At 60.3% G+C, this 23534-nt stretch carries 22 protein-coding genes and 1 riboswitch; of the genes, 6 read left to right on the plus strand and 16 right to left on the minus strand.

Going from position 1 to position 23534, the window contains the following annotated elements; genetic code table 11:
* Position 1: 1 nt before the first annotated feature.
* From FYJ74_RS09565 to FYJ74_RS09595, 7 genes are all read right to left on the minus strand, one after another.
* On the minus strand, positions 2–700 hold the full coding sequence (locus FYJ74_RS09565) for a 3-oxoacid CoA-transferase subunit B (RefSeq protein ID WP_154529351.1): 699 nt from the start codon (positions 698–700) through the stop codon (positions 2–4).
* Positions 684–1373, minus strand: coding sequence for a CoA transferase subunit A (locus FYJ74_RS09570; RefSeq protein WP_154529352.1), 690 nt, complete (start codon positions 1371–1373; stop codon positions 684–686). The genes FYJ74_RS09565 and FYJ74_RS09570 overlap by 17 nt, the downstream gene beginning before the upstream one ends.
* Positions 1374–1408: 35 nt before the next feature.
* Positions 1409–3367 (minus strand): TRAP transporter permease, encoded by a 1959-nt coding sequence (locus FYJ74_RS09575; RefSeq protein WP_154529353.1) that lies wholly within the window; start codon positions 3365–3367, stop codon positions 1409–1411.
* 96 nt (positions 3368–3463) lie between these two features.
* Entirely contained in the window at positions 3464–4417 is a 954-nt protein-coding gene (locus FYJ74_RS09580; RefSeq protein ID WP_154529354.1) for a TAXI family TRAP transporter solute-binding subunit, read from the minus strand.
* Between the two features lie 139 nt (positions 4418–4556).
* Complete coding sequence (locus FYJ74_RS09585; protein ID WP_154529355.1) at positions 4557–5894, minus strand: aminotransferase family protein; 1338 nt, start codon at positions 5892–5894, stop codon at positions 4557–4559.
* Between the two features lie 568 nt (positions 5895–6462).
* Entirely contained in the window at positions 6463–8046 is a 1584-nt protein-coding gene (locus FYJ74_RS11965) for a PucR family transcriptional regulator (RefSeq protein ID WP_154529356.1), read from the minus strand.
* A gap of 110 nt (positions 8047–8156) precedes the next feature.
* Entirely contained in the window at positions 8157–8339 is a 183-nt protein-coding gene (locus tag FYJ74_RS09595) for a hypothetical protein (protein ID WP_154529357.1), read from the minus strand.
* Between FYJ74_RS09595 and FYJ74_RS09600 the strand changes: the two genes are divergently transcribed.
* Positions 8332–9027, plus strand: a complete 696-nt coding sequence (locus tag FYJ74_RS09600) for a 2-phosphosulfolactate phosphatase (protein ID WP_154529358.1) — start codon at positions 8332–8334, stop codon at positions 9025–9027. The two genes, FYJ74_RS09595 and FYJ74_RS09600, sit on opposite strands and share 8 nt — an antisense overlap.
* A gap of 93 nt (positions 9028–9120) precedes the next feature.
* On the opposite strand, the gene rbr is transcribed toward FYJ74_RS09600, so the two are convergent.
* The 3 genes from rbr to FYJ74_RS09615 form a co-directional block, all read right to left on the minus strand.
* Positions 9121–9663, minus strand: a complete 543-nt coding sequence (gene rbr, locus FYJ74_RS09605; RefSeq protein ID WP_154529359.1) for a rubrerythrin — start codon at positions 9661–9663, stop codon at positions 9121–9123.
* Between the two features lie 111 nt (positions 9664–9774).
* Entirely contained in the window at positions 9775–10152 is a 378-nt protein-coding gene (locus FYJ74_RS09610; protein ID WP_154529360.1) for a Fur family transcriptional regulator, read from the minus strand.
* A gap of 144 nt (positions 10153–10296) precedes the next feature.
* A complete protein-coding gene (locus tag FYJ74_RS09615) occupies positions 10297–11175 on the minus strand; it encodes an NAD(P)-dependent oxidoreductase (protein ID WP_154529361.1) in 879 nt (292 codons plus the stop codon).
* Between the two features lie 184 nt (positions 11176–11359).
* Here FYJ74_RS09615 and FYJ74_RS09620 point away from each other — a divergent pair, with 184 nt between their 5' ends.
* Both FYJ74_RS09620 and FYJ74_RS09625 read left to right on the plus strand, forming a co-directional pair.
* The gene (locus FYJ74_RS09620) at positions 11360–12550 is read left to right on the plus strand and encodes an aminotransferase-like domain-containing protein (protein ID WP_154529362.1); all 1191 of its coding nucleotides are present in this window, start codon (positions 11360–11362) and stop codon (positions 12548–12550) included.
* A gap of 255 nt (positions 12551–12805) precedes the next feature.
* Positions 12806–13999 (plus strand): DUF819 family protein, encoded by a 1194-nt coding sequence (locus FYJ74_RS09625; protein WP_154529363.1) that lies wholly within the window; start codon positions 12806–12808, stop codon positions 13997–13999.
* A gap of 180 nt (positions 14000–14179) precedes the next feature.
* Here the strand turns inward: FYJ74_RS09625 and FYJ74_RS09630 are convergent, their stop codons facing one another.
* A complete protein-coding gene (locus tag FYJ74_RS09630) occupies positions 14180–15337 on the minus strand; it encodes an iron-containing alcohol dehydrogenase (protein ID WP_154529364.1) in 1158 nt (385 codons plus the stop codon).
* 254 nt (positions 15338–15591) lie between these two features.
* A complete protein-coding gene (locus tag FYJ74_RS09635; protein WP_154529365.1) occupies positions 15592–16497 on the minus strand; it encodes a cation diffusion facilitator family transporter in 906 nt (301 codons plus the stop codon).
* 85 nt (positions 16498–16582) lie between these two features.
* Positions 16583–16667: riboswitch (NiCo riboswitch) on the minus strand.
* 157 nt (positions 16668–16824) lie between these two features.
* On the opposite strand from FYJ74_RS09635, the gene FYJ74_RS09640 reads away from it, so the two are divergent.
* A complete protein-coding gene (locus FYJ74_RS09640) occupies positions 16825–17358 on the plus strand; it encodes a GNAT family N-acetyltransferase (protein ID WP_154529366.1) in 534 nt (177 codons plus the stop codon).
* Between the two features lie 28 nt (positions 17359–17386).
* Positions 17387–17914: a GNAT family N-acetyltransferase gene (locus tag FYJ74_RS09645; RefSeq protein WP_154529367.1), complete on the plus strand. Its 528-nt coding sequence runs from the start codon at positions 17387–17389 to the stop codon at positions 17912–17914.
* 245 nt (positions 17915–18159) lie between these two features.
* Here FYJ74_RS09645 and FYJ74_RS09650 read toward each other — a convergent pair whose 3' ends face one another.
* The 3 genes from FYJ74_RS09650 to FYJ74_RS09660 all read right to left on the minus strand — a co-directional run bounded on the left by FYJ74_RS09650 (position 18160) and on the right by FYJ74_RS09660 (position 21060).
* Positions 18160–18789: a cyclodeaminase/cyclohydrolase family protein gene (locus FYJ74_RS09650; RefSeq protein ID WP_154529368.1), complete on the minus strand. Its 630-nt coding sequence runs from the start codon at positions 18787–18789 to the stop codon at positions 18160–18162.
* 14 nt (positions 18790–18803) lie between these two features.
* Positions 18804–19718 (minus strand): glutamate formimidoyltransferase, encoded by a 915-nt coding sequence (gene ftcD, locus FYJ74_RS09655; protein WP_154529369.1) that lies wholly within the window; start codon positions 19716–19718, stop codon positions 18804–18806.
* A gap of 70 nt (positions 19719–19788) precedes the next feature.
* The gene (locus FYJ74_RS09660) at positions 19789–21060 is read right to left on the minus strand and encodes an amidohydrolase family protein (RefSeq protein ID WP_229769447.1); all 1272 of its coding nucleotides are present in this window, start codon (positions 21058–21060) and stop codon (positions 19789–19791) included.
* A 337-nt stretch (positions 21061–21397) separates the two neighbouring features.
* Here FYJ74_RS09660 and gltS point away from each other — a divergent pair, with 337 nt between their 5' ends.
* Complete coding sequence (gene gltS / locus FYJ74_RS09665; protein ID WP_154529371.1) at positions 21398–22657, plus strand: sodium/glutamate symporter; 1260 nt, start codon at positions 21398–21400, stop codon at positions 22655–22657.
* A gap of 403 nt (positions 22658–23060) precedes the next feature.
* Here the strand turns inward: gltS and FYJ74_RS09670 are convergent, their stop codons facing one another.
* The gene (locus FYJ74_RS09670; RefSeq protein WP_154529372.1) at positions 23061–23510 is read right to left on the minus strand and encodes a YcbK family protein; all 450 of its coding nucleotides are present in this window, start codon (positions 23508–23510) and stop codon (positions 23061–23063) included.
* Between the last annotated feature and the right edge of the window lie 24 nt (positions 23511–23534).

The raw sequence follows: 23534 nt of genomic DNA on the forward strand, positions 1-23534 counted from the left end.
TTTATTTCACCGCCTCCGTTTCTGACACTTCCGTGCCTTTCATCTGCGTGATGCTTTCAGCCTCGGCATAGTCCGCTTCGGTGTGAGCGCGGACGTCTTCCTTGGTCACTTCGGGCGCGATTTCCAGCAGGGTCATTCTGCCGTCTTTAATGGAGAACACGGCGAACTCTGTGACGATCAGGGAAACCACGCCTACCGCCGTCAGGGGCAGGCGGCACTTTTTGAGGATTTTGGAATGTCCTTTTTTATCGCAGTGGGTGGTGGCGACGATGACGCGTTTGGCGCCGACGACGAGATCCATCGCTCCGCCCATGCCGGGCAGCAGTTTGCCGGGGATGATCCAGTTGGCGAGGTCGCCTTCCTGATCGACTTCCAGCGTGCCGAGAACGGTGGCGTCGACATGTCCGCCGCGGATCAGGCCGAAGCTCATGTCGCTGCCGAAGAACGAGCAGCCGGGCAGCGGCGTGAGGAAGCGTCCGCCGGCGCCGATAAAGCGGTAATCTTTATGCTCGGGCTCAGGGCCAGCGCCGAGACAGCCGTTTTCAGTCTGAATGATGAGACGGCGTCCTTCGGGCACAAAGTTGGAGACCAGCGTGGGGATGCCGATGCCGAGATTGACCACGTCGCCGTCTTCAAACTCCAGAGCGATGCGTTTGGCAATACGATTGCGGACGACGTCTTCGTTAAGTACGGGCAGCATAATAGTTGTCTCCCTTCACGACCAGGATGTCCACCAGAATGCCGGGGGTCACGATGTTGTCGGGGTCAAGCTCGCCCACGTCGACAATCGAATCGACTTCGGCAATCACCAGATCGGCCGCGGTGGCCATGGTGGGATTGAAGTTGCGGTTCGTGCCGAAATAGGTCAGGTTGCCCATGCGATCGGCCGTGTGAGCTCGGATCAACGCCACGTCGGCGCGCAGCGGCAGTTCGAGCAGATATTTTTTGCCGTTCACTTCGATGACTTGCTTGCCCTCCTCCACTTTGGTGCCGACGCCGGTAGGCGTCAGGAATCCGCCCAGACCGAAGCCGCCGGCGCGGATGCGCTCGACGAAAGTTCCCTGAGGAACGAGTTCCAGTTCGAGCGTGCCGGCGTTGTACTGCTCACCGGTCTTCTTGTTGATGCCGATATGCGAGGCGATGACCTTTTTGATCTGTCCCGCGGCCACAAGCCGGCCGTGCCCGACGTCAGCGTAACTCGTGTCGTTGGAGATCATGGTCAGTCCGTTGGTGCCGGCTTTCTCGAGCGCTTCGACGAGCGTGTAGGGAACGCCGCCGAAGTTGAATCCCCCGATCATGACGGACATGCCGCCTTTGACGTTTTTTACGGCTTCATCGGCCGACATGACCGGCTTGATTATCTTTTGTGCCATTTCTCTTCCTCCTTCGTCCGATCTTTGCGAACCCCTTATTTCTCCCCTGCGAGATTTACACGCTGACGGTACTTCTGCCACAGAAAGAGCGTCGCGATAATGGCGCAGCCTACGACATTGCTGGTCAGCGTGGGATAGATGACAAAAAACGGCACGGAGACAAGGGCCATTCGTTCCAAAACGTTCAGATCGTCAACCAAAAAACCTTGGACGCCCGCTGAAAGTCCTATGATGCCAACCAAGGCGGTACCGCAACCAATAATGATGTGCCAGATATCGCCCTGAAGCAGTAAATAGGGATTGTAGACAAACATATAGGGGACCAAAAAGCCTGCCACCGCAGTCATCAAAGCTGTATAGCCCGTCTTCATGGGGTTTGACTTCGCTATGCCGGCTGCCGCATAGGTTGCAAGCGCCACAGGAGGCGACACATCGGCCAAAACGCCAAAATAGAGACAGAACAAGTGGGCCGATATCATCGGAACTCCCATCTCGTAGAGCGCCGGAGCTGCCAAAGTAGAAGTAATGATATACTGCGCCGTGGTTGGAATGCCCATGCCCAATATAATGGAGCCTATCATGGTGAGGAATAGCGCCAGCGGCAGGATACCGCGGGAAAGACTCAGCACGTAGGATGAAAAAGCCAGTCCCACGCCCGTAATGGAGATCACGCCGATGACAATGCCGGAACACGCGCAGGCCGCCGCCACCTCGATGGCGCCGAGACCTCCCGCAATGAGAGCCTGAAGTATCCGGGCAGGCGTCAGACGGTGTTCAGGCTTGCCGAACCAGGATACGACAATGAGCATCACGATGGACCAGAACACGGCCTTGACAGGCGAGAATCCCTTGCCAAGAAACGTGACCAGTACGATGATAGGCGCCAGCAGAAACCATCCGTCCCGAAGGGGTTTCAGGATACTGGGCACTTCGTCGGCATTAAGGCTTGCCATACGTTGTTTGCCGGCACGAAAGTGTACCATGGCAATGATGGAGATGAAGTAAAGCGTAGCGGGAATGGCTGCCGCCACCACGATATCCCAATAAGCAATCCCCAAAAACTGAGCCATGATGAAGGCAGCCGCGCCCATGACCGGCGGCATGACTTGCCCTCCCGTGGAGGCCGCCGCTACGATAGCCCCTGCGAAATTGGACTTATAGCCCGACTGTTTCATCAAAGGGATGGTAAAAGCGCCGGTGGTCACTGTATTGGCGCAAGAACTCCCCGATACCATGCCCATAAGGCCGGAGGCAATTACCGCGGCCTTGCCGGAACCGCCACGACTGCGTCCCGCTACCGCTACGGCCAAATCGATGAAGAATTGCCCGGCTCCGGACAAGTTCAAAAACGCTCCGAAAAGCACGAACAGAAAGATGAACGAGGCCGATACGCCTAAGGGAGTGCCAAAAATCCCATCGGTTCTCAGATAGAGAAAGGGGGCTATTTCCTCTAGGGGAAACCCCCCGTGGGCCAGCATACCCGGGAAATAAGGGCCCCAAAATGCATAGGCCAAAGCCACAGCAGCCATGATGGGCAGAGGCCAGCCCATGGAACGCCGAGCTCCCTCAAGCACCAACAGCGTCATGATTGTGCCTATCCAGATATCCGAAGGAATCGCCATTCCCTCGCGCATGGCGATATCCTCAAAATTGAGGAGGATATTGAGGCACCCTGCGATGGAAAGGGCGATCAGCACCCAATCCCAAAGGTCGACCTTGTTCTTGGGGCGGTTCTTCGTACAGGGGTAGCGCAGAAAGAGCATGGCGCTGATGAACATCCAGTGCCATGCTCGTTGATACATGGCCGAAAGCTGGCCGAAATAAGCCGTATAAAGGTGAAAGCAGGACGCACAAAGAGCCAAGCCGCACAGCAAATAGTTTTGCCAGCCCGACAGAATTCGAAACTTGGCTTCCTCGGGGTTGTCTATTTTTACCCTCTCGGTTTTCGGAGGACCGACTTGAGACTCCCTCTCCTGCAAACGCGGTTCTACCATGAAATGCCTCCTTAAAAAATTAAGAGGGGGCCGGGAGAGTTTTCCAGCCCCCTTCCGGGACACCGAATCCTGTTCTCTTGCGAAGGCTGGCACGTTTTATTTGAGAGTGTCGAACCCCTGTTCTTTGAAATACTTTACGGCGCCGGAAGCGAAGCGAATGATACCTACGCTGGCCTCTTTGGGATTGAAGTGCTCCGCCTGGGTCGTTACCTTTTTAAAAGCCTCGCGGTTTTCCACGATGGTCTTGACGAGACGATAGGAGAGGTCTTCCTTCATTTTGCCGTTGACCACCAGGAAGTTGCCATCTGCTACGGTTAGGCAGTCTTCTGCCTGGTTATATACATTCTTGTCAATAGTGTAAGAAAACAGGAAAGGATTCGCCTCGCATACTTTCTTGACCACGTCCTCAGGAATCGGGATCAATACTACGTCGCGCACCGCGGCCACTTCGAGCACCGCCGAACCGGGAGCCGCGAAGTTCCAGAATACCGCATCGATGTTGCCATCTACCAAAGCGGTAGCGCCCTCAGGCTGAGTCAGCTGCTCCCGCTTGATATCTTTCTCTGGATCCCATCCAGCCGCTGCAAGGATGAGGTTGGTCAACACCTGATCTCCGCCGCCGGGGGCACCTACGGAGACCCTCTTGCCCCTCAGGTCTTCGAAGGTCTTGATGCCCGTCCTGCCGGTAGTAACAATATGCTGGGGGGCCGCGTACATATTCATGAGGATGTAGAGATCCAGCTTGCCATCCTTTTCGAAGGCTTCAGTGCCCGTATAGGCCTGCCACAGCGTGGAACCCATCACCATGCCTATCTGTACGGCGTCGCGAGCCAGCAGGCGGCAGTTTTCGCGAGAGGCCGAGGTGGCGCGGGAAGTCGCTTTTACGTCAATCTTGGCGTTGTTCAGGATCTCCGCCATGGAACCGCCCAGCGGATAATACGTGCCGCCCACGCCGCCGGAGCCAATGGTGACGAAGTCAAGAGCGAGGGCGGAATTGACGATGGCGAAAACCAATGCACACGCCATCAACGTGATCTTCGTTTTTCTCATGGATAGTATGCCTCCTTCAAAAATGGAATAATGGATGATACGCTCGAACTCGTGGAACCATCAGGCGCGAAAAAACGCCTTTTCCTCTTGTGCATAAGACGCCTTCCCCGATTCCTTTCGGCGCTGGGAAAGATTTCAGCTATGCCAGCTTCGCCGCGGCGGCCGCAAGTCCCAATTCAAGTTTTTCAAGCAGTTCGTCGATCTGCTCCGATGTGGTGATCAGCGGCGGAGCGACCAGGAAATTGTCGCCGTCAATGGAGTCGACCATCCCGCCGCCGGGGTAGATGACCAGCCCGCGAGCGAGACATTCTTTCATTGCCACGTTAGCAGCGCCGACATTCTTTGCAAATGGCGTCTTTGCAGCCTTGTCCCGAACCAGTTCAAAGCCCCACATGAAACCCTTGCCGCGGACATCGCCCACGATAGGATTGCTCTCGCCAATTTTCTTGAGCCCCTCGCCGAATTTGATTCCCAATGTAGCTACGTTCTCCACCAGCTTATGTTTCTTCATGTACTTGATCACGGCCGCAGTGGCGGCTCCGCTCAACGGATTCCCCGTATAGGTGTGTCCATGAGTAAAGGCTCCAGTCCCTTTCTGGATCTCTTCGGCAATCCAGTTCGAGGCGATCACGCCGCCGGTAGGAATGTATCCTGCCGCCATACCTTTGGCGGTCGCAATGATGTCGGGCTTCACTCCCCAGTGATTGACGCAGAAGTTTTTCCCCGTGCGCCCCATGCCCGTCATCACTTCATCGGCAATAAGCAAAATGTCATATTTAGTACAGATCTCGCGCACCAAAGGCCAGTATTCGTCCGGCGGCACCAAGCCCCCCACGGAGGAGCCCACAATAGGCTCGGCAATAAACGCCATGACATTGCCTGGGCCTACGCGCTTGATGACCTCCTCGAGCTGACGGGCACAGCGCATATCGCAGGAAGGATGCGCCAGACCGAAGGGGCAGCGGTAGCAATAGTGAGGTGCAATATGGGGATTTTCTTTGAAGAGAGGGGCGTAGATGCGCCGCCTGGGAATCGAGCCGCCGATGGCCATAGTACCCAAAGTGCTCCCATGGTAAGCGTTCCACCGAGATATTATCGTCGACTTGCTGGAGTACCCCCCGTCCCGTTCGGTGTAGTACTGGCGCGCGAGCTTGACCGCCGCCTCGATAGCCTCGGAACCTCCGCAGGTAAACCACACATACTCCATGCCCGCCGGTGCCAGCGAAGCCATTTCTTCCGCAGCTTCCGAGACGCTGTCCAGACGCCAGCGCGACGTGTGGGCGAACTCTATTTTGTGCATTTGCGCCATCACCGCTTCGATAATTTCTTCGTTGCAGTGTCCCAAATTGCAGATCAAAGCTCCGCTGCATCCATCCAGATATTTCTTTCCTTCCTTGTCATAAATATAAATACCCTCGCCTTGGACCGCCGTGAGATATTCCGTCTTAAAACTCCGCGGGAACAACTTGCCTGTCATCTTCGCTCCAACTCCTTTCCAAGACTTATGACTTATGGATCCATGTAAAGAATGCGCTTTATATGGTGATGCAGGACAATATTGCTTCTCGTTTGAGAGCTCTTTCGCAGCTCATGACATCCTTCCTGACCAAAAGCTCCGCCCTATTCATCGTTATCGGAAAATCATCTATATTCGTGAGAGAGCCTTCTTGGCGCTATAAATAATATTATAATTCATATTTAATCAATAAAACCGACAAACATTTTCTCTCTCCCAAGATCTTCAAAACAGAGCGACAAACAATTTTACGATACGCTTGCCGCTTTCTTCTCACATGGCTTACACTCATTTCATTACTTAGATAGCTGGTCTAATATTAATAGAAAACGCAACTACCGTCTTTATTCAAACAAACAGAAATAATAAACAAATTTTGTAGAAAACAACAAGAGGTCACTTCGAGAGCAAACCGAAGCGACCTCTTTGATTACCATCTCAAGAATACCGGAGGCAAACCAATAAGTAAAAAATGAAAGTGCTCTCTCCTGTTTTCAAAGGCTGTTTCATCGTCTGAAATGAACGTCAATCATTCCCGGCTCATTTCAAAACAGAACAGCGCGCGGGCCAATATGGCCCGATCTCTGTAACGGAACAAATCGAGGCCCGTCAAATCCTTCATGCGCTGCACGCGGTAACGGAGCGTGTTTTCATGCACGTGAAGAGCCCCTGCCGCCTCGCTTAGGTTTTCCGTTCGGTTCATTGCCCTCAACGTATCCCGAAAAGCGGTATTGCCGTGGTCGCGGTCATACCGAAGCAGAGGATCAAGAACTTTCTTCACGAGCAGGCGGCTTTCCAGCGTATCCGCTCCTTCGATCTGGGAGAGCTCGAAGAGCCAATCGTCACAGCAAAGGAGCGCTCCCGGACTGTCGCATCGGCTGCAGACCGCGCGAAAACAGTTTTTCGCCATGCGGTAGCTGTCGCGGATCTCTTCGATCCTCCTTACCGACGGTCCGACCGACAAAACGGCCGATGGGTCGGTCGCCAGCAGCTCTTTGGCCTTGATCATATACTGAGGCAGTTTCTGCCCGCCGGTCGACGAACACAGCAGCACGCATTCCAAGGGAGTCACCCAGAGCAATATCTTATGCGGGATCAGACGTCCAAGGCTCCCCATGGTGAACTGCGCTCCCCGCCGAAACGTCTCGTCCAGTCCCGGCCGGGCCGAAAACACCAGCACGCGGAACGCTTGTTCGGTGTCCAGGCCGCAACGCTCCAGCGTACGGCTGATGAACTCTCTTTTATCTTTGGGATTGTAGAGCAGGCTGTTCCACAGACTCATCAGCGTCCGGCGAGTATCCTCGAAGCGCTCGTTCCACTTCATCGTCAGTCTCATCTGCAGCTGTTGGATCATCAGACGCTCCTTGTCGCCCAGAGCCGGCTTATGATGCACGACCAGATAACCAAGACAACAGTTCTTGCCCGTCAGAGGGAAGACATGCCACGGAGGCTCATGAAACTCTCCCTGCGTCACGCAGGCCTTGCGAAACACTTCGTGCGCCCCCTGCAAAAGCGTGTTTTCAGCTCGCCCGATCTGCTGTTTTTGCGGCCATATGGGTTCCTGCAGGTCGGGAGGAAGAAGGAAGCAGAGCGCGCGGATCCGCTCGGAAAGCTGCGACAAGAGGACGGAATCCCGGCTGTCTTTCATCGCCAGTTCGTAGAGGTCGTGGAAATATTGGTTCACTTCCATCAAAACGCTGGCCTGATAGAGGTTGATCTCGGCCATGATGGACTGGATGAGCCACCTGAACTGGCAGTCTGCGCGAATCTCGAACAGAGGAACGTTTTTCTCGTCGGCAATTTTGATGAACTCATCGGGGATTTCGTCGATATGAGGGCCGAGCTTGAACCCCATCGCCGACACGACGTTCGTCAACGCCCGAAAACCTTCCAGCGCCAGCGGCGGATTGGTTCGTGCCAAATACCCCACGCTGAAGACAAACTCCTGCCCTTCGAGGCGGCTCGCCAGCTCCGGCGATTCCCAGACAGTGGTATATGCTACCTGGCGGTCGAGCCCTTCCTCGCCGGCGACAAGACGCGTATATTTTTTGAAATTATGGAGCTGCGCGATCTGCCGCACCGTCACCGCCTGCGGAGCCCCAAGCGTTTTCACACCATGTTCCCCCTTTCCTTAGAAGGCAAATTCGCCCGCGTTTCAGCATAATAATACAAAAAAACGACGAAATTGAAAGGCCTTGCCGCCGTTTTTATGCCGCAGCGCCATTACTCCAGAGCGAAAAACGCGGCGGCCTGCGCTTTCGCCGGACGTTTTTCGGCGCGGGGCACGTCGCCCGTCCCAGAGCCCCATTCCCAGACGGCGCCGCTCATCATATAATGGACGGGAGGCGCGCCCGGAAGAGATCCGCGGCGGCACAATCCCACGAAAGCGGGGGATCCGATGGACATACAAATTCTCGAACTGCTCGACGGCGCGCGGCGGGCCCGCGGGCTGACGGTCGTCATCGACGTGTTCCGCGCTTTTTCGCTGGAAGCCTGGCTGTTCGCGCGCGGCGCGGCAGCGATTTTCGCCGTCGGCGCCGAGGCGGAGGCTCGCCGCTTGAAAAGCGAGCATCCCGGCAGCGTGCTGATCGGCGAGCGCGGCGGCGCGATCCTGCCGGGGTTCGATTTCGGCAACTCGCCGTCGCAGACGCGCGGCACGGATTTTCGTGGAAAAACCGTGATCCACACCACCAGCGCCGGCACGCAGGGGCTGGCGGCCGCCTCCGGCGCGGCGGAGATCGTGGCCGGCAGCCTCGTCAACGCCGCGGCCACCGCGCGCTATATCCGCAGCCGCGATCCCGGGCGGGTGTCGCTGGTGGCGATGGGGCTGGCGGGCGTGTCCGGCACGCCGGAAGACCTCCTGTGCGCTCGCTACATCGCGGCGCGGCTCAAAGGGGAAATGTTGGACATGGAACGCGAACTGGCCGCCGTGCGCGCCGACCCGGAAGGGCAGAAGTTCTTCGACCCCGCCCGGCAGGACGTGTTTCCCGAGGACGACTTCTGGATGTGCGTCGACGCGGACCGCTTCGACTTCGCGATCCGCGCGCAGCGCCTCGGCGACGGACTGTTCCGCATGAGTGCGCTCGCGTGCTGAAACACCCGCGTTCCACGCGGAACAAAAAACGGCCGGAAGCTGACGAACGCTCATTCGTCAGCTTCCGGCCGTTTTCACATTTTCGCCTTTTCCCTAGTAGTTCTCGGCGTGGATCTCGAAGTAACTCTGCGGATGGGCGCAGGCGGGGCACACGGCGGGCGCCCTGACGCCGACGACGATATGGCCGCAGTTGCGGCACTCCCAGATCTTCACTTCCCCCTTCTGGAAGACCTCGCCGCTCTCGACGTTCTTGAGCAGAGCGCGGTAGCGCTCCTCGTGATGCTTTTCGATGGCGGCGACAAGGCGGAACTTGGCGGCCAGCGCGGGGAACCCCTCTTCCTCCGCGGTCTTGGCGAAGCCGTCGTACATGTCGGTCCACTCGTAGTTCTCCCCCTCGGCGGCCGCGGCCAGATTGGCCTTGGTGTCGCCGATGCCCTCCAGCTCCTTGAACCACATCTTGGCGTGCTCCTTCTCGTTGTCGGCCGTCTTTTGGAAGAGCGCCGAGATCTGCTCGTAGCCTTCCTTCTTGGCGACCGAGGCGAAATAGGTGTACTTGTTGCGCGCCTGCGATTCGCCGGCGAACGCCGCCTGCAGGTTCTTGAGCGTCTGAGTGCCTTCGTACTTGTTCTGCGCCATTTCCAATGATCCCCCTGATCTTTTCAAAACATGTCTTCCTCCGTCCCCCCCGGACGGAGGAAAATTTCCCCCTGGCTGCCGGCAGGACCGCCAGCCCTCCCACACACGCGCTTACCGTGCCGTCCCCTCCGCCTTGCGGCGGCATTCGGGACAGACGTAAAAGACTTTCAGGTCATAGGACGTGACGCGTTCCCCCAGCTGCTCTTCCAGCCCCCCGGTCAGATCGGCCAGCGTCACGTCCGTCAGCTTGCCGCATTTCTGGCAGATCAGATGATCATGCTTCTCGATCCGGTCGTAGCGCTCCGGCGATCCTTCGACGTGAACGCGGCGGATCAGCTTTTGCGCGCAGAGCGCGTGGAGATTGTTGTACACCGTCGCCAGAACGACCTTGGGCCGCGTCTTTTTCAGCTCCCAGAAAATCTGTTCCGCCGTCAGGTGGCTGCGCGAAGCGTTCACGATGTCCAGAATTCCCTGAGCGTATTTTGTCATGGCCTCGCCCCTTTTCTAGAATTATTCTAATTCTATTTTCTCGATCTGTCAAGCGCCTCTTTTTCGTTCGGCACAAAACGCTCGGAGCGCGGCGAGCGGCCGAAAATCTTCCGGCTGGTCGCCGCGCTCCGTAAAAGCGCCTCGCTAATTGCGTTCCGGCGCGTACAGTTTATACAGCGCCTGCGTACCGTCGTTCTCGCCGCCTTCGTCGGCCAGACGGCGGTAAAGTTTGTCGGCCAGCTCCAGACCGGGCAGATCGAGCTTCATTTCCCTGGCGCAGTCAAGGGCGATGCCCATGTCCTTGATGAAGTGCTTGACGTAAAAACCGGGCTTGAAATCCCCTTTCAGCATGCGCGGCGCCAGGTTACTCATCGAAAAGCTGCCCGCCGCGCCGCCGGAAATGCTGGCCAGTACCGACTGCGGGTCGAGCCCGGCGGCGCGCGCATAGGCCAGCGCTTCGCAGACGCCCATCATGTTGGACGCGATGGCGATCTGATTGGCCATCTTGGTGTGCTGCCCCGCGCCCCACGCGCCTTGCAGCTTCCACTCCTTGCCCATGGCGGCGAACAGCGGCTCCGCCTTTTTGTACGCCGTTTCCGGGCCGCCGACCATGATCGTCAGCTTGGCGTCGCGCGCCCCCACGTCGCCGCCGGAAACGGGCGCATCGAGAGCTTCGCCGCCAAGTTCCCGCGCTCTGGCGCCGATTTTCGCGGCCAGCAGCGGCGACGAGGTGGTCATATCGATGACCAGCTTGCCCGGAGTAAAGCCCGCGAACAGACCTTTTTCGCCGAAGTAGACTTGCTCCACGTCGCGCGGATAGCCGACGATCGTGACCACCGCGTCGGCCGCGCGCATTACCGCAGCGGGACTGTCGGCCCACGCCGCGCCGGACGCCAGCAGCGCTTCGGCGGAAGCCTTGCTGCGGTTGGAGACCGTCAGTTCGAAACCGGCTTTCATCAGGTTCGACGCCATCGCTCTCCCCATCACGCCCAGCCCGACAAAACCGATCTTCTTCAAAGTCATCAGAACCTCTCCTTTTTCATCAGATCCCGCGCGGCGCAAGCCGCGTTCGTTTTCCTTTTTGTTTCATTCTAGCACGGATCGTTCGCATGAAGCGACATGAGTTCTCTCCGCCGGATATTTATCAAGCCGGCATGGAAATGTTATAATGGCGCAAATTTGAAAAACCCAGTCAGGAGGCCTGACCATGGAATACAGACTCAGTCATCGCGCCCAAAACCTGCGACGCTGCATGATGGACGCCTTTCATCTGCGCGACGCGAAGGACATGATCTTTTTCAACTCCGGGCAGCCCGCGGCGGATCTTTATCCCCGCGGCCTGATGCGCGCCGTCCTCGACAAGCTGCTCGCCGAGGAGCCGCAGATACTCGCTTACCCCGGTTCGCAGGGCGACGAAGAACTGCGCGAAGCCCTGGCCGAACGCCAGAACCGCCTCGACGCCGGCGCCGGCATCCGGGCGGAACAGATCGTCGTCACCAACGGCGGCACCGGCGGCGCCGATCTGCTCGCACAGCTGTTCGTCGATCCCGGCGACGCGGTGCTGAGCGAAACGCCGACGTTTCCCGAGACGCTGGACTGTTTCGCCAAAGCCGGCGCGCGCCTCGCGGGCGTCTCCATGGACGCCGACGGCCCGTTGCCCGACGAACTCGAACACCTGGCGCAAAAGTGCCGGCCGCGTTTCTTTTATGTCATCCCCAACTTTCAGAACCCCACGGGGCGCTGCACTTCGCCCGAACGTCGCGGCGCCGTCGCGGAGATCGCGCGCCGGCACGGCTTCTTCATCGTCGAGGACGATCCCTATCGCGAGCTGAACTTCGACGCCGCGCCGCCGCCTTCCTATCATTCGCTGGCTCCTGACTGCACGATCTCCATGGGCAGCCTCTCCAAGACGATCGCCCCGGGCATCCGCATCGGCTGGCTGGTGCTGCCGGAAGAGCTGGTCGAGCGCGCCGTGATGACGCTCAAGGCCACGGCGCTGTGTTATCCCGCCCTGCTCCACCGCGCCGCCGCGCGCGTGCTCGAACATCCTCAGTTCGACGCGCACATCGACGAGCTACGTCGCGATCTGAAGCGACGCTGCCGGCTTTTGACTGAATTGATGAGCGCACAGATCCCAACGGAATGGCTGACGTGGGAAACGCCGCTGGGGGGAATGTTCCTGTGGTGCCGCCTGCACGGCGGCGTTTCGGCCATGAATTTCGCCGTGCGCGCCCGCGACCGTTGGCACGTGGCTTTTTTCCCCGGCGTGTGTTTCACGCCCAACTACGAAGGGGAAGAGTTCTCGCTGCGCCTCACCTTCGCGCGCCAGACCGACGCCCAGATGGCCGAGGGCGTACGCCGCATCGCCGCGGCGCTGAAGAGCTTTCAACAAAACTGATGCGGCATGAGGGAAACGAAATGCGTGGAGCCGTCTGAATGATCAGTCCGGCGTCACCCTCCGTTCGGAGAAAAAGCGATCTCGAATGAGCGTTTCCCCTCGCTCTCGCGGCGCCGTCTTAGAGCGATCAACACATTTTAAAAGTGCCTTGCATAATACTCAACGGCTCGTGTGGCACATGAGCGGAAGTTTCCGAGACTGCCTTCGCGAAAGAAGGAGACGCTGCGCAACTTTATTTTTTAAGGAGGAACGTTTATGTCTTTTATCAGCGCCGACGACACGTGGGGCCTTTGGGCTGTTATGGTCGGCGTCGCTTCGCTGAGCATCTGGCTGGAGCAGACGTACCGATGGGCCGGCAAGGTGACGGGGTGCGTTCTGGCCCTGCTCATGATGATGATCCTGGCCAATTTCCAGGTGATCCCCACCGACGCGCCCGCATACGACAACGTGTGGAACTACGCGGTGCCGCTGGCGGTGCCGCTGCTGCTGTTCAACTGCGATATCCGCACGATCGGGCGCGAGACGGGCAAGCTGCTGATCGTTTTCCTGCTCAGCGCGGCGGGCACGGCGGCAGGCGCGCTGCTGGGGGCGTTCGCGCTCGGCAAATACGTGCCGGAGCTGAAAGCCTTCGCCGCCATGTTCGCGGGCACGTACACGGGCGGCTCAGTCAACTTCACGGCCATGGCCGACGCCTTCCTGACGGACAAAAAGCTGATCTCCGCCGGCGTCGTCGCCGACAATCTGCTGATGGCGATCTATTTCTTCGTGCTGATCGCCATTCCCGGCATCGTCTGGTTCCGCACTCACTACAAACATCCGCTCGTCGACAAGGTGGAGAGCGGCGCCGCTTCGGCCAACGCCGCCGCCGACTACTGGAAGCCGAAGCCGGTAGGGCTGAAGCACATCGCTTTCAACTTCGCCGCCGCCACGATCATCGTCGCCGTGTCGAGAACGCTGGCCGCGTATTTCAGCAGGACGATTCCCGCCGCTTCGACGGCGCTGTCGATCGCCAATCAGCTGCTGGGCAACCAGTACCTGGTGATGACCACCGTGACGATGATCCTGGCCACGTCGTTCCCCGGCGCGTTCAGCAACGCGCCGGGCGCGAGCGAGACGGGCACGTTTCTGATCTACATCTTCTTCGGCGTCATCGGCGCGTCCGCCTCGATCATGGAGATCGTCTCCAGCTCGCCGATCCTGTTCGCTTACGCCGGCGTCGTCATCGTCATGAACATGATCGTGACGTTTTTCTTCGGCAGGCTCTTCCGCTTCAACCTTGAAGACCTCATCATCGCCTCCAACGCCAATGTCGGCGGCCCCACAACGGCCGCGGCCATGGCCATCTCCAAGGGCTGGTTCGACCTGGTCGGGCCGGCGCTGCTGGTCGGCACGCTGGGCTATGTGCTCGGCAGTTATCTCGGCGTCATCGTCGCCAACGTCGTAGGGTAAGGTTTTAAACAAAGACCGCCGCAGAGACGCAGAGGTACAAAGAAAAACAAGAAGCAGATCGGGACGCAAGGAGCCGATGGTCACGTTGACCATCGGCTCTCTTTCTGTCATTAATAATTCAGTTTTCGCTTTTCTCCGCTTCTCCGTGGTCGGTTTTGTTTAAAACTGACCGCGCCCGGCTCAATAGCACTCGGTGAGGATGTCGAAAATCTCGCCGACGGTGAGCTGGCGGCAGCAGCCTTCCTTGATGTTGGTGCTGCGGGCGACGGCGTTGTAGAAGGAGCGGTCGGCGATGCCCATCTTGCGGAAGCTGTTGGGCAAGCCGACGTCGATCACGAACTGTTCCAGCGCGGCGATGCCGGCCAGAGCGGTCTCGCGGTCGTCGCCGCGGTCGGCTACGCCCCAGACGTTTTTCGCCCAGCGGGCGAAACGCTGCGGCGCGGCCTTGTAGAGGTGACGGTAGAGGATCGGCTGGATCACGGCCAGCCCCATGCCGTGGTTGCAGTTGGTGTACGCGCCGACCTGATGCTCGATCTGGTGGGCCTGGAAATCGGTGACTTTGCCGATCTTGAGCAGGCCGTTTTCGCTCATGGCCGCCGCCCACATCAGCTCGCCGCGCACGCGCAGATCGCCCGGATCGTTCACGAGGGCGCGCGTGCTGCGGATGACGTGGCGCATCACGGCCTCGGCGATCTCGTCGGTGAGGTTGTCGTCGAGCGGCTTGCCGAAGTAGCTCTCCATGCAGTGCGAGAGCGTGTCGAACGCGCCCGAAAGGACCTGCGCCCTCGGCGCGGAGAGCGTATAGGCGGGATCGAGCGCCGCGAAGGACGGCGCCGCGCCGGTCATGCCGGCCTTGATCTTCTTCTCTTCGTTGGTGATCACGGCGATGTCGTTTTGCTCGGAGCCGGTGCCTGCCACGGTAACGACGACGCCGAGGGGGATGAACTGCGCCGGGGCGGCCTGAAAGCGGAACCTCATCTCCCACAGGTCTTCGTCGGTCAGGGCCTGAGCGGCCACGATCTTGCAGCAGTCGCTCACCGAACCGCCGCCGACGGCGAGGATCAAATCGACACGCTTCCCTCGGGCGAGGCGCGCGCCCTCCTGGACTTTGGCGTACGTCGGGTTGGGCATGATGCCGCTGAACTCGACCACGTCTTTATTGGCTTCGCCCAGAAGCTTCATGACCGTATCGTAGACGCCGTTTCTTTTGACGGAACCGCCGCCGTAGGCGAGCATCACCGTGCGGCCGTACTTGGGCAGTTCGGTCCGCAGCGCACGAACGGCGGCGTCCGCGCCGAAATAAGTGACGGTCGGATAGGAAAAGACAAAATCGCGCATGAAAAAGACCTCCTTTGCAGATCGGGATCGTTTACGCCCAGCATCAGTTTAAGGGCAAAGCCGCGCAAAGTCCACCGCCAGGACGCCGCGGCGCGAAGAAAAAAATCGCCGCCGTCTGCGGCAAAAGAAGAAACGTTTTCAGCGTTCCACGTGGAACATTTTTCTTCGTTTGTGTGTTTGCAAGGGAGTAAAAAACATGTCATACAAACGATATCTTTTTCGAGGCTCCGCGGCGACTCTTATTCTGCGAGAACTCAAAGCGGATTGACGTGGACCATCACGTGCTTGACCTGCGGAAAGTTCGTTTCGACCGCGTCGTGGACCCTTTCGGCGACGGCGTGGGCGGCGGCCAGCGAACAGCGGCCGTCCACGCCGATCTCAATGTCGACATAGACGCGGCTGCCGAACTCGCGCGTGTTCATCAGGTCGATGCGGCGCACGCCCGCCTGAGCGGCCACGCACTCGCGCAGCGCCCGTTCGGTGGCCTCGTCGCAGGCGTGGTCGACCATCTTGTCGGTGGCGTCCTTGAAGATGTCGATCGCCGCTTTGACGATGAACAGACAAATGACGAGACTGGCCGCCGGTTCCAGCACCGGAGATCCCATGCGCGCGCCGCCGATGCCGATCAGCGCGCCCACCGACGACAGCGCGTCGGAACGGTGATGCCACGCTTCGGCCTTCAGCGCCGTGGAGTCGATGCGCCGCGCCCGCAGCCACGTGTACCAGAACATCGATTCCTTGACGGCGATCGACAGCGCCGCCGCGAAGAGCGCGATGCCGCCCGGCTGCGGCATGTTCCGGTACGCGCCGCTCCAGATCTTCTCCAGGGCGCCCCAGCCGATCAACAGTCCGACCGCCGCCAGGATGCCGCCGAGGATCAGCCCCGCCACGCATTCGAGCCGCTCGTGCCCGTAAGGATGCGAGCGATCCGACGGCCGCGCCGAGGCCTTGACTCCCGCGACGACGATGACGCTGCCGAGGATGTCGGAGGTGGAATGAACGGCGTCACTGATCATGGCGCCGGAATGCCCGATCGCGCCGGATGCGAACTTGAACGCCGCCAGCAGCAGATTGCCCGCGCCGCAGACGACGGAAACGCGCGTGGCGATTTTTTCGAACTGATTTTTTTCCGGCGCGCCGACGCGTTTTTCTCGATCCATGACAATTTCCTCCTGAACGGATGGTTTCATGAAATCCGTCCGCTTCGCGAAGCACGAAAAAATCCGCGGGACGCGCTCGAATCGCTTCCGTCCCGCGGATCGTCGTCCGCTACCGCGCCGCGGCGGCCCGGCCCGATCCCCGAGGGGACGGCCTGTTCAGTTTGTGCAGTGTTGAAGGTTGTGCCAAAGCCTTGAATGAATCTTAACAATCGGCCGCGGAATTAGTCAAGCCATATCGCCGCGCGCTTGCCGGAACGAGAACGCGCTGTTATAATGAACGGCAAAATTCCGCCGCGGCGCGGACATCGCCAGAGGAGGAGGACCCTTATGAATCGCCTGAAATTGGTCCGGCCGGACGCGACGCACGAAGCGCAGGTCATGGACTACCGCCGTGTTTTTCTGGAAAACGGCGAATATTTCGCCGGCTGCGCCGGGCTCGAAGACGTCGAAAACTACGCCGAATGGCTCGACTTCGAAAATCGGCTCTCGAAAAAGTACGACGACGGTTACGTCCCTTCCTCGGTGTTCCTCGCCGTGAGAACGGAGGACGAAACGCTCGTCGGCATCCTTGAGATCCGCCACCGCCTCACGCCTTTCCTGCTCCGCCTCGGCGGGCACATCGGCTACAGCGTCCTGCCTTCGCAGCGGCGCCGGGGCTGCGCCGCAGAGATGCTCCGCCTCGCCCTGGAAGAGTGCCGGAAGCTGAACCTCGATCGCGTGCTCCTCACCTGCGACAAGGCCAACGTCGCCTCGGCGCGCACGATCGCCGCCAATGGCGGCGCGCTGGAAAACGAGATCGAAGACGACGCCGGCATGGGGCGCTCGGGCACGATCCAGCGCTACTGGATCGCCGTCGAGTGACGCTCGTTCGCCGGGAAGGAGAACGCCCATGATTGGTCAGATACGCACCGCCGGCGCGGAAAAATTCGACGCGCTCTGGCGCTTTTACGAAGATGTCTGCCGCGCGCAGGAACACGACGAATACGGTCCCGACTGGCACCTCGGCGTCTATCCCGCCGCTGCGGACCTGAAAGCGCGCCTCGCCGCCGGCGAAATCCTCGCCGGCTGGAAAGACGGCCGCCTCGCCGCCGCCATGGCCGTCACCGCCGGCGAGGACGAGATGTACCTCGGCTCGCCGTGGCCGCTGGAGGCCGCTCCCGACCAGATCGCAGTCCTGCACCTCTTTGCCGTCCACCCGGATTTCCGCGGCCGAGGCGCGGCGCTGGAAATGCTGGCGGCTCTGTTCGACCGCGCCCGCGCGCGGGGCTTTCGCGCCGTCCACCTCGACGTCGCCCAAGGCAATCTGGCCGCCGAAAAGCTCTACCTCAAAGCCGGCTTCGCCTTCGCGGGGACCCGGCGCGTCCATTACGACGACCTCGGCGACACGACCGTGCGTCTCTTCGAATACGCGCTGTGAAACAAAAGCCGCCACGCAGACGCGGCGGCACGGAGAAAAACAAAAGAAAGGCTTGAACTGCCGCTTCGCGACGAGACCATCATAATTGAAAATCAGTACCGACAAAAAGGCACGACGCCCAACCGAGCGTCGTGCCTTTGCCGTGATGTCACGCCAGTTCCGTTTTTCGCGGCGAAGCCGCGGCAAGGTCTTTGACTTTCTCCGTGCCTCCACGTCTCCGTGGTGGCCTTTGTTTCCGCCTTTCGCTAGCTCAGAGCTTTTTCCATCAGCTCGGTCAGATCGGACATGGCGGCGTCGATGACGCTCAGGGCGGCGTTCATGGCGGCGCGCTTTTCGGCGGCGTAAGCCTCGTCCTTGATGCCGAGCAGGTTGATGCGCACGTTGTAAGCGGCGCAGGTGCCGGCGGCGCGGGCGAACTGGCCGGCGGTGCCGGCGTCGCTTACGGCGTTGACGTTGCCCTCCCGCACAGCCACGAGCGCCAGCTTGGCCACCTCGGCGCAGAGGTTCAGCGTGCGCAGCGGCACTTCTACGGTGCTCTTGGCGGCCTCCTGCATAGCGGCCCTGCGGGCGGCTTTCTGTTCGTCGGTGTCCTTGGGCAGTTTCATGGCGGCCATGAAGTCGTTGAAGGCCGCGGTGTCCTCGTCGATCAGCTTCAGCAGCGTTTCGGCGTATTTCTTGCCCTTGGCGCAGAGCGCGTCCATGTCGGCCTGGACGGCGGCGTACTTTTCGCGGCCGCGGGTGAGCTCGCCGACCATGGAGACGAGGCCGGCCGCCAGCGCGCCGCCGAGCGCGGCGATGCTGCCGCCGCCGGGCGCGGGCGAGTTGGAAGCCAGTTCCGTGACGAAAGCGGGAAGAGTCATCTCATGAAGGATCATCGCGGGAGCCTCCCTTAGTCCTGCTGCATCAGGTCGAGCAGCTTCAGCTCGAGCACCTGCTCGTTGTGGAAGTTGTCGACCTGCAGGTAGTAGGCGGCGCTGTCGAGCATGGCGCCGGCGGGGATCATGCCGTAGACTTCGGTGCCGTTGACGGTGACGCCCCAGCGGGCCGCTTCCATGCGGATGAACTCGAGCACGCGGTACATGGCCGTCTTTTCGTAATCGACGAGATTCATGGAGACCTGAACGAGGCCTTTCTCGGGCAGGTCGACGCCCATGCCCTTGACGCAGGAGAAACCGCCGTTGCTGGCGCGGACGCGCTTGCCGATGATCTTGGCGATTTCCACGTTGGTGGTGTTGAGGTTGACGTTGAAGGCGACCAGGAACTTGCGCGCGCCAATGGCGGTGCCGCCCGCGGTGGGATGCAGCTCGTTGGGGCCGACGTCGGCGGCGCGGCTCGGATCGGTCTTGACGAGCTCTTTCAGAGCTTCGTACTGGCCCTTGCGCACCTGCTCGAGGCGCGTGCGGTCGGGACGCACAGACGAATCTTCGTAATAGAACACGGGCACTTTCAGCTCGTCGTAGAAGCGCTGCGCGAACTGGTGCGACAGCTCGACGCACTCCTCCATGGTGATGCCTTTGACGGGCGTGAAGGGGATCACGTCGACGGCGCCCATGCGCGGATGCGCGCCCTTGTGGGTGTTCAGGTCGATGGTGGCGACGGCGACCTTGCCGGCCTCGATCAGGGCGTCGCAGATGGCGTTCGGCTCGCCGCAGAGCGAGACAACCAGACGGTTGTGGTCTTCGTCGGCGCGGGAGTCGAACAGGTAGCAGCCCTTGCGGTTCTTGAACGGAGCGACGATCGCTTCGATGACGTCCTGACGCCGCCCTTCGCTGAAATTGGGTACGCATTCGATCAGTACAGACATGTGTGACAAAACCTCCTTGATTTTCACAAAAATGCCTCCCGCCGTCGCGGGACGGCTGATTCAACCGATATTACGCCTCCGGCTCGGCCGCGGCCGCCGTCATCGCGGCGACTTCCTCGCGCAGCGGGCGCTCCACGTCGCGCTCCACGTCCAGCCCAAGCAGACGGCCGTCTTCCATGGTTTTGCGCCCGCCCACGTATACGTCGCGCACCGCGCCGTTTTTGACGACCTGCAGGTCGGCCCAGCCGCCCATGCCGAGCGCGCCGATATATCCGGCGCCGAAGTCGAAGCGCTGGCGGCCGAATCCCTCGATCGTCTTCGGGTCGATCACGCCGCGGTAACGCGCCTTGAGGAACTCGCGCTCGCCCTGCACGTTCAGATCGTCGTTGCTGGCCTCGCCGTCGGTGCCGCACCACAGCGGGATCCCCGAGGCCAGCAGCGCGGGCACGTCGGGAAAGCCCGTTTTCACGCGTGCGTTCATGCGCGCGTTGAGCGCAACCTTCATGCCGTTGCGGGCGATGAGGCGGCGTTCCTCGTCGTCGAGCCAGCAGCAGTCCGACACGATCACGTGTGACAGCGACGGCACGCGCCCCTCGTCCAGCAGGCGCTGCAAAAACGCCATCGGCCGGCAGCCGTGCCGTTTCAGCGACAGCTCCACGTCGCCCCGATCCTCCGAGAGATGGAACTGCACGGGACGGCGCAGCTCCCAGCCCAGCGCGATGCCGCGCGCGATCGCGGTTTCAGTGGAAGCGTGCATGCTGTGCAACGCCGGGCAGATCATCAGCGCCTCGTCTTCGAGCGCCGTCAGCTCGCGCAGATACTGCTCCGCAACTTCCGGCGTCTCGTAATAGGAGCGCTGCGAGGCCTTTTTGCCCGCGAAGGCGTCTTCGTTGACGACGTCGTAATTCATGCGGCCGAAGATCAGCCGGATTCCCACCGAGCGTGCCGCCGCCAGCACTTCACGGTCCAGTTCGTTGCCGCGATTGCCGTGCAGATAATAGCTCGCCATCACGCTCGTCGTGCCGAAAGCCATCATGCGCGCGAAGGCACGCTCGCAGGCCAGACGTACCCGCCGCGGCGTCATCGCCGTGGAATAACGGTAGATCGTGCGGCGGCACCACGTGCCCAGATCCCATTCTTTATCGACGATATCCGCGTAGATCGACTGCTCGGGATGGGAATGGGCGTTGAAAAGCCCCGCCCGGATCACGGCGGCGTCCGACGAGCATTCGTCCGCGCCGCCGAGCGGCGTCAGTTCGGTCACGAGACCGCGCTCGTCCCACCCGATCCGTCCGTAAAAGACCGACGCGCCGCCGTCGATCCAGCCCGTGAGCTGCGCCATGGTCATCACTCCTCCGAAAAAGTCTTTTTACGAAGATCCGCTTCCCCGCGGCCGCCTTGAATTTTTTCGGACGGGCGCGCCGCCGACACGTTCCTGTTGTCATTTAAACATTTTATTACCAACTATGCAAGTCTTCGGCCCTGCGCGGCTCTCCGCAACGAACGGCTTTTCCCTCGCCGGCGGCGCGGCGCGTTATCGCCTTTCAAATGATTTTATGCCGCGAATTTTTCATTGTATTGAATCTAACAATATGATAAAATTTTTTCGATTTTAAGGTTTCGATTCATTCGGACCGTGCGGCCCGAAAATCACCTTTTCATCCAAGGAGTGATCGTCAATGTCATGGAGTTTTGCGGAGAACGTTCTGTCCATCCAGTTCGACGCGCTGTGGACCACCGCCGTCGCCCTGCTGCTGCTCATCGTCGGCTACGGGCTGCGCCGCCGCCTGCGCTTTTTCGAGACGTTCTGCATCCCCGCGCCGGTCGTCGGCGGCCTGCTCATGGCCATCCTCGCCCTTGTCCTGCATCATAACGGCGGCGCCAGCGTGAAGTTCACCACCTCGCTGCAGTCGCCTATGATGCTCGCCTTCTTCACCACCGTCGGTATCGGCGGCAGTCTGGCCCTGCTGCGGCGCGGCGGCAAGGCGCTGATCGTCTATCTGGTCTTCTGCTGGATCCTCGCCGTCGTCCAGAACGGCGCGGGCGCGGCGCTGGCAAAGCTCTTCGGTATCCATCCCGCCCTCGGCGTCATGGCCGGAGCCGTCTCGCTCGAAGGCGGGCACGGCGCGGCCGCTTCCTTCGGACCGCTGACCGAGAATCTCGGCGTCACCGGCGCAGCCGCCGTCGCCATCGCTTCCGCCACCTACGGTCTGATCGCCGGCGGCCTGCTCGGCGGCCCGATCTGCAAATGGCTGATCGACAAAAACCGCGTCGACATCCAGGCCAGCGACGACGCCATCTATCAGAAGAGCGCCGCCGAAGTCATGCACGAAGGCGGCAGCAGCGAGGTCACTGCCGACGGCTTCATGAAATCGCTGTGCCTCGTGCTCGTCATCATGGCGCTCGGCTCGCTGCTCTCCGGTTATATCGCCCGCTTCACCAAGGGAACGAACTTCAGCCTGCCCGGCTACGTCACCGCCATGTTCGTGGCCGTGATCTTCCGCAATCTCAACGATCATCTCCATCTGGTCAAGATCAACACCAAATGCGTCGACCTGATCAGCGACGTCGCCCTCGGCGTGTTCCTGACCATGGCGATGATGAGTCTGCGCATTTGGGATCTGTACGATCTGGCGCTGCCTCTGATGGGCATCCTGCTGTTCCAGACGCTGCTGATCGCCGCGCTCGGCGTCTTTGTGCTGTTCCCGCTGCTGGGCAGGGATTACGACGCCGCCGTCATGTGCGCCGGATTCCTCGGCCACGGTCTGGGCGCCACGCCCAACGCCGTCGCCAACATGGGGGCCGTCTGCGAACGCTACGGCGTGATGTCGCACAAGGCGTTCCTTATCGTGCCGCTCTGCGGCGCGGTACTGATCGATCTGGTCGGCCTGCCCAATATCGTCTGGTTCATCAACTGGTGCACGGCCGCGCCCAAGTAAGCCGCAAGAACAAAAAAATCAGCCCTGCCGTCCGGCAAAGCTGATTTTGTATAAAAGACGCCCGAAGCGAACGGTTCGAACTCGTTCGTCTCGGGCGCCTGTTTTTTGCATCTCTTTTCATGGCGGCGCCCCGTAGGACGCCGCTCTTGTTTTCACGGTTATTCGTTGTTCAGCAGCATGGTGGAGGTGCGCTCGGTCACTTCCGCCTTGAGCGAAGTCACGGGCGCGTCGTCAAAAACCGCGCCGGCGCGCGACCGGGCCGCAAAAAGCGTGCGGCACGCGATTTCATGCAGTCTTCGACGCGTCTTCGGCATTCTGAAAAGGGTGAAGAACCTGTGCTCTTTTTAACGAAAACGAGTATGAATATCCCCAGTTGTTTTTTGCGGAAGTTTCTTCGTTTTGCCTACAGCGACAAATGCACGTAATTCCGCCGCGGATCCGGCAGCACGTACCGAAAGCCCAGCCGCCGCGCCAGCGCGCAGAAACGCGCCTGTTCCCGCGCCGCGACCGCCACGTCGGCCGCCTGCCCGGTCAGGTGGCGGCTGCGCGGCACGCCGCCGACGCGGGCGTTGTGCCGCCCGCAGCGCCGTCCGCTGGTAAAGGTCAGACGCTCTTTCCAGCGCGCTTGAAGTTCCGCCAGCTTCGCGAGCAAAACGGCGTCCATGCCGGCCGCGCCGCAGCAGCGGCAGCGCAGCGCTTCCAGCTGCCGAACGTCGAGCCCGGCCGTTTTACGCTGAACGCGCAACGCTTCCAAGACCGTTCTCACGCCGCGTTTCGCCGCGCCGCCAGGTTCGCCGGACGACCAAGAGACCGCCAACGCCGCCAGAACGGTCAGCAGTTTCCACAACTCCATCGTATCACCTCCCTTCGCCTGAAG

The sequence above is a fragment of the Pyramidobacter porci genome (assembly GCF_009695745.1).
Taxonomy (GTDB): domain Bacteria; phylum Synergistota; class Synergistia; order Synergistales; family Dethiosulfovibrionaceae; genus Pyramidobacter; species Pyramidobacter porci.